The organism is Achromobacter sp. ES-001 (assembly GCF_019448355.1).
GTDB lineage: Bacteria > Pseudomonadota > Gammaproteobacteria > Burkholderiales > Burkholderiaceae_B > Achromobacter > Achromobacter spanius_B.
The window spans coordinates 610602-622476 of record NZ_CP079940.1 but is presented as its reverse complement, the minus strand read 5'-3'; the positions used below and the strand labels follow the sequence as shown (position 1 = coordinate 622476).

Sequence of the window (11875 nt, the reverse complement as noted above, 5' to 3'; positions counted from 1 at the left end):
TCCGGAGAATTGAAATGATTAATTGGGAAGACGACACCACCGCCACGCAACCTGCTTCCCCCGCCCCTGCGGGCGGCCAGCAGGCTGCGCCCGAAGTCCGGGCGGCGACGGGTGTATTCGGCGACACCGCCATGCCCACGCCTGCCGCGCCTGAACACGCGGCGGGTCTGGCTGCCAGCGGTGCCGCTACCGCGCAGCGCGTGAAGGTTGCCGACAAGCGCATCATCAACGGCGAAACCGACGTCAATCAACTTGTGCCGTTCAAGTACAAGTGGGCGTGGGAAAAGTATTTGGCCACGTGCGCCAACCACTGGATGCCGCAAGAGATCAACATGTCGCGCGACATCGCGCTTTGGAAGAACCCCAACGGGCTCACCGAAGACGAACGCCGCATCGTCAAGCGCAACCTGGGTTTCTTCGTCACGGCCGACTCGCTGGCCGCGAACAACATCGTGTTGGGCACCTACCGCCACATCACGGCTCCCGAATGCCGCCAGTTCCTGCTGCGCCAGGCATTCGAGGAAGCGATCCACACGCACGCTTATCAATACATCGTCGAAAGCCTGGACCTGGACGAAGCCGAGATCTTCAACGCTTATAACGAAGTTCCGTCCATCCGCGCCAAAGACCAGTTCCTGATCCCGTTCATCGACGCGATCGCGGACCCCAACTTCAAGACGGGCACGCCCGAAGCCGACCAGACGCTGCTGAAGTCGCTGATCGTTTTCGCTTGCTTGATGGAAGGCCTGTTCTTCTACGTTGGCTTCACGCAGATCCTGGCGCTTGGCCGCCAGAACAAGATGACCGGCGCCGCCGAACAGTACATGTACATCCTTCGCGATGAATCCATGCACTGCAACTTCGGCATCGACCTGATCAACACCGTCAAACTGGAAAATCCGCATCTGTGGACGCCGGCCTTCCGCGAAGAAATTCGAGAACTCTTCCGCAAAGCGGTCGAACTCGAATACGCTTACGCCGAAGACACGATGCCGCGCGGCGTGTTGGGCTTGAACGCACCTATGTTCAAATCCTACCTGCGCTTCATCGCCAACCGTCGTTGCCAGCAAATCGGTATCGAACCGCTGTACCCGCAGGAAGAAAATCCCTTCCCCTGGATGGCGGAAATGATCGATCTTAAAAAGGAACGCAACTTTTTTGAAACTCGCGTGATCGAATACCAAACCGGTGGCACGCTGAGCTGGGAGTAAAGCAGTACGTCATCAGGCCCGGCGCGGGCACGCTCTGCCAACACAGAGCGTCGCGTTCGCGACAGGCTTGATGACGCGCTTCCTGGTCAGGGTGTTTTCGAACACGTAGAACAAGCGGTCGGCGGCCTGTGATCAGGCTGCGACCGGCGCCATTTGAAATGGCTCGCGCCAAAGGAGCGGGGGCCATATCAAATGGCTGTGCCGAATTCATTAGCGCAAACCGTAGTAGCTGTTGCTCGCACAGAACAGCGGCATGCGCCGATGAATAGCCCGGGCACGGTTCGCCTTGTTGGCGAGTCGGGGCACGGGTTTAAGTTCTGGGACCCCTGAACCTAAGGAGCATGACCATGGCAACAGCCAAGAAAGCCGTAAAGAAAGCAGCGGCGAAGAAGCCCGCCGCCAAGAAGGCAGTCGCTAAGAAGGCCGCACCGGCCAAGAAAGCCGCTGTCAAGAAGGTAGCAGTCAAGAAAGTCGCCGCCGCCAAGAAGCCGGCAGTGAAGAAGGTTGCCGCCAAGAAGCCGGCAGCCAAGAAGGTCGTCGCCAAGAAAGCGGTAGCCAAGAAGGCCGTCGCTAAAAAGGCCGTCGCCAAGAAGGCGCCTGCCGCCAAGAAAGCGGTAGCCAAGAAAGCCGTCGCCAAGAAGGCCGTTGCCAAGAAGGCAGTTGCCAAAAAGGCCGTAGCCAAGAAAGCGGTAGCCAAGAAGGCCGTCGCCAAAAAGGCCGTTGCCAAGAAGGCGCCTGCCGCCAAGAAAGCGGTAGCCAAGAAGGCCGTCGCCAAGAAGGCAGTTGCAAAAAAGGCCGTTGCCAAGAAGGCTCCCGCCGCCAAGAAGGCCGTTGCCAAGAAAGCGGTAGCCAAGAAGGCCCCCGCTGCCAAAAAGGCTCCTGCCGCCAAGAAGGCGCCTGCTGCTGCGAAGAAGGCTCCTGCTGCCGCCAAGCCGGCTGCTGCTGCCAAGCCCGCCGCTGCCAAGAAGCCTGCTGCCAAGAAGGCCGCTCCCAAGAAGCCCGCAACGCCGCCCTCCACGGCTGCTGCCCCGGGCGCAAAGACCGCGCTGAATCCCGCCGCGTCGTGGCCCTTTCCCACGGGTGGCCGTCCTTAATTCGGACGGTTCGAAGCAATAGCTTCACTAGAGCCGCCTGGCCTTGGCCGGGCGGCTTTTTTGCGCCTGCGCCATCCGTCAAATGCGGCGGCAATATGTGCGCGCAGCGTGCGACAATTGACTCCTCTTTTTTTGGGTGATCGCGTCCATGCTCGGTGAAATCTTCCGCTTCCTCCTCGAAATCGTGTTCACGCTGTTTGGCGCGGCATTGATTGCCCGCGCCTGGATGCACGCGATCCGCCTCCACGCTTTCAACCCCCTGGCGCGCACGATCTACCAAGCCACGAACTGGCTGGTGCTGCCGCTGCGCAAGGTCATCCCGGCAGGCAACAAGATCGACTGGACCAGCCTGGTTGCCGCCTGGCTGGCCGCGCTGTTCTATATCGTGCTGATCTGGCTGGTGGCGCTGGGCGCCCTGATTCCCGCCGCGCTGCTGCCGGCCGCCATGGGTTCGGCGCTGATCATGGCCATCAAGTGGGCCTTGAACCTGGTGGTGTGGCTGACGCTGATCCAGGCCGTGCTGTCCTGGGTCAACCCGACGGCGCCGATGATGCCGCTGTTGCAGGCGCTGACCGCGCCCATGCTGGACCCCATCCGCCGCATCCTGCCGCGCACCAGCATCGACTTTTCGCCGCTGGTGCTGCTGATCGTGGCGCAGATCCTGCTGATGGTGCTGGCCAACCTAAGCCAGCGCATGATGGGCCTGTAGTAAACCAGGACACGGGGCATTGCGCCCCGTTCCTGTTTTCCTATCAGGGCGCTAGGCCGGAATGCCGGCGTAGATCTCGACCAGCTTCTTGCGGTCGATCTTGTGGTTGTTGGACATGGGCAGCGCCGGGCAGGCCACCAGTTCCGACGGCACCATGTACGGCGGCAGCCGCTGGGACAGCCGCTCTTTCCAGCCGGCCAGCGCGTCGGGCGCCAGAAAGCGCGCATCGGGCTCTTGGGCCACACCCGCCACGAAACCAATCAAGCGCACCGCCGTGCCATCGGGCCGGCGCAGGACCGCGCACGCCCCGCCCTCCACGCCCGGCAGGCCATGCAATGCCTCATCGATCTCGGCCAGCTCGATGCGATAGCCGTTCAGCTTGATCTGGTCGTCCATGCGGCCACGACAAAACAGCAGCCCACCTTCCTGCATCAGCCCCAGGTCGCCGGTGCGAAACGCGCGGCGGCCATCTTCATAGGTGTAGAGCTTGGCTTCGTTCAGATCGGGCCGATTCAGGTAGCCGCGCATCACGTGGTCGCCCACGATGCAGATCTCGCCTTCGTCCACGATCAATACGCTATCGGGTTTGGCATGGCCCACGGGCAGCGGATCGTGCGCGGCCAGCACCGCGTCGGTGACTTCGATCCAGGTGGTTGCCACCGTGGCTTCCGTGGGGCCGTACGTGTTCAGGATGACGGCATCGGGAAAGCGTAGGCGCAGCTTCTTGGCCAGCGCGGCGGGCAAGGGCTCGCCGCAAAACAGGAACGTGCGCAGCGCGGGCAAGGTCGCGGGGGAAAAGTCGCGGTTGGCCAACTGCTGGTGTGCGAACGACGGGGTCGACACCCACACCGTCACGCCATGCTCTGCCAGGCGCGGCATCCACGTGCCGGCCGCCGCGATCTGCTCGCGTGCGTTCAACACACAGGCGCCGCCCGAGGCCAGCGTGGCAAACACTTCATACATCGACAGGTCAAAGCTGAACGGCGCCTGGTTCATGAACACCGGCGCGTCACCCAGGCCAAAGCTGCCCAGCATCCAGTCGCCCAGCAGGCCGACGCTTTCGCGGCCGATCTGCACGCCCTTGGGGTCGCCCGTGCTGCCGGAGGTAAACATCACATAGGCCAGGCCGCGTTCAGCCAGCATCGCGCCTTCGCCACGCGTGAAAGTATCGGAGGCCGCATCATAGACAGCCGCGGCGCGCACGATCTCGACGATGCGGCGCAGGCGGTCGGCCGGGTAGATGGTGTCGACAGGCACGAACGGCGCACCGATCAGCAGTGCGCCCACCATGGCGACGAAGAACGACGCTTCTTTGTGGCCGTAGATGGCCACCGGCACATCGGGGGCCACGCCCTGCTCGCGCGCCACGTCCGCCCAGGCCTGGGCTTCGTCGCGCAACTGCGACCAGCTTAGCGAGCGGTCGGCGGCGGCAATGGCCAGGGCGTCGGGCGAGAGGTCCGTATCCACGAACTGGAACGATTTCAGATCGAAACGCATGCCGAAACTCCCGGCGTCAGATGGGGCTGCGACCGCTGAACACGTACAGCGCCAGCGCAGCCAGGATCAAGGTAAGCACGCGGCCCAGGAAGCGCATCACCGGATGCGCCAGCGTGGCCTGCAACGCGGGGCGGGTGCGCGACGCGTTGATCAGCAGGTTGTGACCCACCGAATACGCGCCGAACATCAGCCCGCTGACGATGTAGTGCAGCGACAGGCCGTTCCACACGCCCATGGCCAGCAGCGTGGCGAAGATGCCGATGTTCTGCGCCGCCATGCGATGGCGTCCGAAGAACCTGGTCTTGCTCAGCGCCTTGTAGATCGGCATGAACACCACGTCGCGCAGCCACTCGGACAGGCTGATGTGCCAACGGCGCCAGAAATCCTGCGGGTTCAGCGTGGCCAGCGGATTGCGGAAGTTGATCGGCAAGGTGAAGCCGAACAGCATGCCGATGCCGATTGCCATCGTCGAATAGCCGGCGAAGTCGAAGAACAGATACGCACTGTACAGCGACGCGTTCAACGCCACGCCCGTGAACGAATAATCGTGCGCGTCCAGCGTGGCCAGGCCATAGCGCCAGATCAGTTCGGCCAGGCCGAACTTCTGGATCACGCCCACCATGATCAGTTCCAGACCGATCAGCCACGTGTTCAGGTTCACGCCTTCATAGCCGCGCTTCAGGTCGGCCTGGAAATTACGCCAGCGATACATCGGGCCGGCCAGCAGCGTCAGCGGGAAGAACAGGTAGATGAAGTAGTCCAGCGGCGACACGCGTTCGTTGCGCTGTGCGAACAGCAGCACATCGATGGCGCGGAAGGTCGCGAACGACAGGCCCAGCATGGCGCCCAGATGCGACACGCCCGTCTTGACCAGCAGCAGCGGCGTCATGGTGATGATGACGGCCAGCCACGTCGGAATGTAGTTGCGACGTACCGCCCACAAGGCGCTGCCCGAGATGGCAAGCAGCGCGATGGGCTGATACGGCCGCGCCCAGAAGACCGCCATCCATACGCCCAGGCAGATCACGCCGATGATGTGGCGATAACCGATGCGCAGCGGCATGCCGAACGAGCGATACGCCAACAGGCCCAGGCCGCCGCACAGGGCGCCGCCAAAAAAGCTCAAGCTTGCGAACAATTCCATGGCGCGCTCAGAACTGTTGGTATTGGAATTCGACCTTGATCGGTCCGCCGCTGCCCGTGGTGGGCTGAGCCTGAAGCACGAATACGAGGATGACCCCGATGTACAGGCACAAATGCCAGAAGAAGCGGCGCCCGGCGCCGTCCTTGCGAAAAAATTTCATCGGGAAAAGTACTCCGCAATACCTTGGTCCGCCAAGGCCCAGCCTAGCTCGGCCAGATGCATGTCATCGCGCACCATGCCCGGTTCGAACGGGATGCTGTAAAGGTCCAGGCAGCCCATCTGATAGCGCTGGCACATGCCGGTGATGGCGGCCACCACCGGGTCGAACCTTTCGACATCCAGGATCAGCTTGGGGTTGAACGGCTGAATGACGAAGTACGCCTTGACCTTGCGCTTTTGCAGCAGGGCCATCACGCGCGACAGATCTCCGAGCTCGGTGCGGGTGATCGGGTCGACGTCGGCGAACTCGTTGCGAGCTGGCGAATACAGCGGCGCCAGGTACTGCTTGTAGTAATCGTCGCGCACGTCGTAGGGGTTGTTGCCGCCCAGCTGCCGTTCGACTTCGCGCGCTTCATGCGTCAGCCGGCCCCACTGCCCTTCGTTCAGGCGCGCGGCGGATGGCCAGGACACGAAGCGGTGCGCGGGCACCGACAGCTTGGTGCGCGGACGGTCGGGCGCCGGCTCTTTGCGGGCATGCCACCACAGCGACAGCTTGTCTTTCAGTTCAGCTACCTGGCCATTGGCGATCAGCCAGAGCAGCCCCCAGTTGGCGTTGTCGCTGATCCAGTTCTGCATCTGCTCGCGCGTGCTGGGCTGATCCCACAGGCGGTCCCAGACGGGGCCCGTCACGTGTTCGGCAAAGGCGCTGCGCGGCAGCTGGCCACCCGAGGCAAACCAGGCCGGCGACACCATGATGACCAACCGCGTGTTGGGCGTCAGGGAATCGGCCACGGACTCCAGCACGCTGACGATGCCGTAGGACTGGAACATGGCGTGGCCGTACGCCAGCGTCGGCACCTTCAGTTCTTCAGGGAAGAAGCGGTAAGGCACGAAGCGCAGGTCGTGGCTGGACAATTCGGACGAACCCAGCACGACCAGCGTCCCGTCGCTCAGGGCGTTGCCCAGGCGATTCAGGTTGACGTGTTGGGTACCCCAGTCCGGCCCCAGGTTGGGCAGGTAGTTGCTCTTGTCGGCAGCGGCGGCCATGGGCGAGGCGGTGGGTGTCACGATGCGGCTGAGCACATCGTCCGCGCCCCAGTACACCCCTATCGCCAGTGCTACTGCCGTCGCGGCGGCCGCGACATGGGACAAGAACCGGGTGTTATGCAGTATGGGCAGCGACATAGCCGGCAAGCGTACGGACCGACTGCAGGTGTTCCGCGATTTCAGGAGCCGGGATGCTGCAACCGTACTCGGATTCGACAGCCAGCGTGATGTCCACGGCGGCAAGGGAATCAACCAGACCCGTGGCGATCAGCTGCGTATCGGGGGTGACTTTCTTCATGACGATCGACTCGACGATCTCGCCGATCTTGGTGTGGAGTTCTTGCTCGGTATGCATAGATATTGCAGTTGCCTTGTCGGCAAAACATCCCCGCCCCTGGGATTCAGGTGACGAGAATACAGAAAAAAGCTGAAGCTCAACTGACGGGATTCAGCGATCCAGAACGATGTCGGGGAGCATGCAGGGACGCCCACAGGGACGCACTTGGTTACATCGCCGCGAAAGCTTGACATCGATCGCAGGCGCAATCATTGCACTTTGGCCGTCGAATCGCCATGAAACTTTTGGGCTAAATCGCGAGAAAAGGCAGGGAAACGTAACGCCTGCGGGTAAATCCCGGGGTTCTCGTTGCGGCGGAGCGACACTTTCAGGCAAAAAAAGGCCCCGATAATCGGGGCCTTCATACGCGTCGGCGCGCATCGAAAAAGCCCGCTTGCGCGGGCTTCGGGAATTACATCGGGGTGACGCGGGTGGGGCCTGCGCCGCTGATCACCTGGACGCGTTGGCCCACGCTGATCGGCACGTCGGCTTCTTGCGCCACGACACGGGTTTCGCCGTTGTCCAGGCGCACGGTGACTTCATAGCCGGAGTTGGTTCCAACGCGGTTTTCGACCGCGTTGCCCGCCAGCGCGCCAAGAATGGCGCCGCCAACCGTGGCGATGGTGCGGCCCGTGCCGCCGCCAACCGCGTTGCCGGCCACACCACCCAGCGCACCGCCGGCCAACATGCCGACACCGCTGGACTTGTCATTCTGGATCACGATCGGGCGCACGCCCGTGACCGTGCCCGTACGGACGATCTGCTCACGCTGGGCTTGGTCGTAGCTATATACCCCGCTGGACGCGCTGCGATTCGCGCAGCCGCCAAGCACAGCCATCGACGTCACGACGGCCGCGATGGCCAGCCACCGGCCAGTACGCGGGGTCACCAGGGAAAGAGATTTACTTTGATTCATTTGGACTCCTCGATCGGGCACTGCCGACGAAAACTGATCATACCCCGCGCACTACCCCGGGCAGGCGCGGTTGCAACACACTGAAACTCACGGCCAAAGCCAGCAATCACCTTGTGACAGCGCGATATTCGCGCCGTCGCATCGGTGATTTTCAACGTCCGTTCGACCGCGCAATCGCGCGGCGGTTCCCGTGTCTGGAAGTCCGGATAAAACGATCAAGCCGGCAAGTGGATGCCGTAGGTGGCGTGCAGCACCGCGTCGATATCGGCGCGCGACGGAGCGTGATTCTGCGGGCCGCGCGAGGCGATCTTGATGGCGCCCATGACGTTGCCCAGGCGGCAGCTGTCTTCCCAGTTCCAGCCGCTGGTCAGGCCGTAAAGCAGGCCGCCGCGCTGCGCGTCGCCGCAACCGGTCGGGTCGACCACTTGCGTGGCGCGCACCGGCGCGATCTGGATCGTCTTGCCGCCGGTCAAGAGCGTGGCGCCTTCGGCTCCGCGCGTCACGACCACGGCTTCCAACGTGGCGGCGATGTCCGCCATGCCGCGGCCCGTGCGCTGTTCGACAACGCCGGCTTCGTAGTCATTCACGGTCAGGGCGCGCGCCATCTTCAGCATGCGTTCCAGGTCGGCGCCGTCGAACAGCGGCATCGCCTGGCCCAGGTCAAAGATGAACGGGATGCCACGCGCGTGCAGGCGCTCGGCGTGCGCGAACATGCCTTCCTTGGCGTCCGGGGCAACGATGGCCCAGGCCGCTTGCGCATCGCTCAGGTCGTTGTCGGCCGAGAACGACATGGCGCCCGGGTGGAAAGCGGTGATCTGGTTATCGTCCAGGTCGGTGGTGATGAAGCACTGCGCGGTGAACGTATCGGGAATCACCTTGACGCGGGCGATGTCGATGCCCAGGGCCGACAGGCGTTCCAGGTATTCGCCAGCGTCTTCGCCCACGGTGGCCACGGGCAGCGGCTTGCCGCCCAGCAGATTCATGTTGTAGGCGATGTTGCCCGAGCAACCGCCATATTCCTTGCGCATGCTGGGCACCAGGAACGACACGCTCAACGACTGGATGCGGTCGGCAAGAATGTGCTCTTTGAAGCGGCCTTCGAACACGGCGATCGTGTCGAACGCCATCGAACCGCAAACCAGGACGGGGGTTGCCATGCGTGTCATCCTTTAAGGAAAGAACTTATCAAGTTGGTAGCCATTGACCTGAACACCGGTCACTTCAATGGGCACGGAAATCTTTAGCTCGCCCGCCGGCGCGAACGGCCCGCGCAGCTGCTCGGGCGTCAGGTAGTCTTCGGGCCGCAACACGCGGCGCACCACGACCGTGTCGGACAGATCCGTCAGGTCCAGCACCAGCGCGGGCCAATGCTGCGGCTTGTCGTAGCGGTTGCGCAGCACCAGGTTCAGCACCAGGCGGCTGCGACCGTCGTCGATGGCGGCCGCGCCCGTGGGCGGCTGCAATGACGACGAGGAAATCGCGATGCGCTCCAAGCGCCGCGCGTAGCCCACCGTGCAGCCCAGCGGCTTGCACGCGGCTTCCAGCACCGGGCGCACGGCCGGCACGGAATTGGCGATGTCGGTGCGGTAAACGTATAGCAGTTGCAGGCCCAGCGCGATCAGGCCCAACAGGCACGCATAGCCCCACAATTTGCGCAGCAGGCCACGGCGTTCGGTACGGTCCTGGTCCAGGAACTCGGGCGGGGCGCGGCCCACATCGGTGGCGCTGGAATATCGCGTGCGCGCATCGCCCAGCACGGGCTCGATGTCGTCGTCAAAGCCGGGGCCGTCGTCGTCGGCGCGGTAGGCGTCGTGACGGCTCAGGGCGTGGTCGGCGACGTAAGGCTGGCGAACGTCGTGGTGGCGCGGGGTGCGATCGCGGGAGACGTTGCGGTGATCGACGCGCGGGTCATCGTGGTGGCCTATGCGGTGATCGTCGTGGTCGTGATCGCGGTCTTGGTCGCGGTCGCGGTCGTGATCGTGGTCGCGGTCGTGATCGTGATCGTGGTCGCGGTCGTGGTCTTGATCGTGGTCGCGGTCGTGATCCCGATCGTCGATTCGATGATCGTCTCGGTCGTCTTCGTCGGCCCGGTCCTGCCAGTTGAACACCGGTTCGTTGCCACGCGGCGTGGCGATGATGGGTTCGGGGCGATACGTCTGGACGCGGCCATGCCGGTCGTCCCGCATTTCATCTTCCAGGTCCCGGTCCAACGGGCCTTCGTCGTCAAACTCGTCTTCCGGCAGCTTATCGTCGGGCTCGACGTGGCGGCGTATCGCGTCGCGCCCGCGCAGCACGGCGGGCGCAGCGGCAGGCGCCACGGCGGCCGGAATTACCGGCTCGGCTCGGCCCGGCGGCGGCGGCGGCGTCATCGGGGCGTACGCAGGCGTGGCGGGGGCTGGCGGCACTGCCGGAGCAGGCCTTGGTGCGGCAGGCGTCGGCGCGGCGGCCGGGGCATGCGGATGCGAGGCCGGTTCGTCTTCCCAGGGCGGAACCTGGCGCGGCTCTACCGAGGGCCGCGAGAGGACCGGCGCGGCGGCGGCTGCGGCCGGGGCCGGCGTTGCGGGACGCGCGGCTGGCGGCACGGGCGGCAGCGCCTTCGCGTCGGCGCCGGGCAAGAGGCAGGCGCGGCCGTCGAAAACCGTCGAGCAGGCGCCGCAGCGCACCAGGCCGTTACGGACGCGCAGCTGGTCCGGCACCACCTTGAACGTGGTGCCGCATTGCGGGCAGCGGGTGGTCAAAGCCATGTGATGCGATCCTGCCTAAGCGGTGCTCAGGCCTTCTGGCCGTGCAGGCAAACCCAGCCGTCGCGGGCGCGCCAGACCGACATCGCCATCCAGGGCGCGTAGGCGGCAGCCACTTCCTCGGCCTGGCGTTCCAGCACGCCGGACAGCACCAGATGCCCGCCCTCTGCCACGCGGCCGGCCAGCATCGGCGCCAGCACTTTCAGCGGATTGGACAGGATGTTGGCCACGACCACCTGGAAGGTGCCGTCGGCCAGCGCGTCGGGCAGCATGGCTTGCAGTGCTACGTGGTTGACCTCGGCGTTGTAGGCCGTGCTTTGCACGGCCTGCGCGTCGATGTCCACGGCCAAGGTCGGGCCTGCGCCAAGCTTGCGCGCGGCAATGGCCAGAATCCCCGAGCCGCAGCCGTAGTCCAGCACGGTCGCGCCGGCGGGCAATTCGGCTTCCAGCCAGGCCAGGCACAGGTGCGTGGTGGGATGGCTGCCCGTGCCGAACGCCAAGCCCGGGTCCAGCTCGATATGGATGGCGCCCTCTTCAGCGGTGGCCGGGTCCAGCCCGGGCACATCGGGATTGTCGCGGTGCCAACTGGGCACGATCCACAGGCGTTCGGCAATGTGGATGGGGCCAAACTGCGATTGCGTCAGGCGCACCCAGTCGGCGTCCGGCACGTCGCGCAGCGTCCAGCCGGCAAACAGCGTCGGGTCCAGCTCACCGGCCGACGCGGCTTCTTCCATGATCTGCGTGGGATCGGCGCCATCGGGCAGCAAGGCCACGACGCGGTTGCGGTCCCAGGCCTGCACGTCGGGCTCGGTGCCCGGTTCGCCAAACAAGGGGCGTTCGTCATCGGTGCCGAAGTCGGCGTCTTCGACGGACACCGACAGCACGCCCGCTTCGAGCAACGCGTCCGACAGGGCTTCGGCCTGAGCCTCCAGGCAATGGAGCACGAGTTCACGCATGATTATTCTTCCATCTGGCCATCGGGCCGCGGCTCGCGCCGCGGCCCGATAGACCATAAAACGT

General features: G+C 64.4%; 12 protein-coding genes and 1 pseudogene. 3 read left to right on the top strand and 10 right to left on the bottom strand.

Annotation, left to right across the window (positions count from 1 at the left end; all coding sequences use genetic code 11):
* Positions 1 to 14 precede the first annotated feature (14 nt).
* The 3 genes from KYT87_RS02710 (at position 15) to KYT87_RS02700 (ending at position 3014) form a co-directional block, all read left to right on the top strand.
* Entirely contained in the window at positions 15 to 1211 is a 1197-nt protein-coding gene (locus tag KYT87_RS02710) for a ribonucleotide-diphosphate reductase subunit beta (protein ID WP_104145178.1), read from the top strand.
* A gap of 347 nt (positions 1212 to 1558) precedes the next feature.
* Positions 1559 to 2305, top strand: a complete 747-nt coding sequence (locus KYT87_RS02705) for a histone H1-like DNA-binding protein (RefSeq protein ID WP_219991659.1) — start codon at positions 1559 to 1561, stop codon at positions 2303 to 2305.
* A 148-nt stretch (positions 2306 to 2453) separates the two neighbouring features.
* The gene (locus KYT87_RS02700; RefSeq protein ID WP_046806520.1) at positions 2454 to 3014 is read left to right on the top strand and encodes a YggT family protein; all 561 of its coding nucleotides are present in this window, start codon (positions 2454 to 2456) and stop codon (positions 3012 to 3014) included.
* A 51-nt stretch (positions 3015 to 3065) separates the two neighbouring features.
* Here KYT87_RS02700 and KYT87_RS02695 read toward each other — a convergent pair whose 3' ends face one another.
* The 10 genes and pseudogenes from KYT87_RS02695 to prmA all read right to left on the bottom strand — a co-directional run bounded on the left by KYT87_RS02695 (position 3066) and on the right by prmA (position 11811).
* Positions 3066 to 4511, bottom strand: a complete 1446-nt coding sequence (locus KYT87_RS02695; RefSeq protein WP_046806521.1) for a D-alanine--poly(phosphoribitol) ligase — start codon at positions 4509 to 4511, stop codon at positions 3066 to 3068.
* Between the two features lie 16 nt (positions 4512 to 4527).
* Complete coding sequence (locus KYT87_RS02690; protein ID WP_120153737.1) at positions 4528 to 5655, bottom strand: MBOAT family O-acyltransferase; 1128 nt, start codon at positions 5653 to 5655, stop codon at positions 4528 to 4530.
* Positions 5656 to 5662: 7 nt separating this feature from the next.
* Positions 5663 to 5815, bottom strand: coding sequence for a hypothetical protein (locus KYT87_RS02685; RefSeq protein ID WP_104145181.1), 153 nt, complete (start codon positions 5813 to 5815; stop codon positions 5663 to 5665).
* The gene (locus KYT87_RS02680) at positions 5812 to 6999 is read right to left on the bottom strand and encodes a D-alanyl-lipoteichoic acid biosynthesis protein DltD (protein WP_219991658.1); all 1188 of its coding nucleotides are present in this window, start codon (positions 6997 to 6999) and stop codon (positions 5812 to 5814) included. The genes KYT87_RS02685 and KYT87_RS02680 overlap by 4 nt, the downstream gene beginning before the upstream one ends.
* Positions 6977 to 7216 (bottom strand): acyl carrier protein, encoded by a 240-nt coding sequence (locus KYT87_RS02675; protein WP_046806524.1) that lies wholly within the window; start codon positions 7214 to 7216, stop codon positions 6977 to 6979. The genes KYT87_RS02680 and KYT87_RS02675 overlap by 23 nt, the downstream gene beginning before the upstream one ends.
* A gap of 394 nt (positions 7217 to 7610) precedes the next feature.
* Entirely contained in the window at positions 7611 to 8114 is a 504-nt protein-coding gene (locus KYT87_RS02670) for a glycine zipper 2TM domain-containing protein (RefSeq protein WP_046806525.1), read from the bottom strand.
* Positions 8115 to 8329: 215 nt separating this feature from the next.
* Positions 8330 to 9271 carry a carbohydrate kinase family protein gene (locus tag KYT87_RS02665; protein ID WP_046806526.1) on the bottom strand — a complete coding sequence of 314 codons (942 nt, stop codon included), beginning with the start codon at positions 9269 to 9271 and terminating at the stop codon, positions 8330 to 8332.
* A 12-nt stretch (positions 9272 to 9283) separates the two neighbouring features.
* Positions 9284 to 10408, bottom strand: a complete 1125-nt coding sequence (locus tag KYT87_RS29700) for a DUF3426 domain-containing protein (RefSeq protein ID WP_370638767.1) — start codon at positions 10406 to 10408, stop codon at positions 9284 to 9286.
* Positions 10409 to 10792: 384 nt separating this feature from the next.
* A pseudogene (locus KYT87_RS29695) lies at positions 10793 to 10858 on the bottom strand (zinc-ribbon domain-containing protein); the annotation flags it as partial.
* Positions 10859 to 10884: 26 nt separating this feature from the next.
* Complete coding sequence (prmA, locus tag KYT87_RS02655; RefSeq protein WP_120153731.1) at positions 10885 to 11811, bottom strand: 50S ribosomal protein L11 methyltransferase; 927 nt, start codon at positions 11809 to 11811, stop codon at positions 10885 to 10887.
* Between the last annotated feature and the right edge of the window lie 64 nt (positions 11812 to 11875).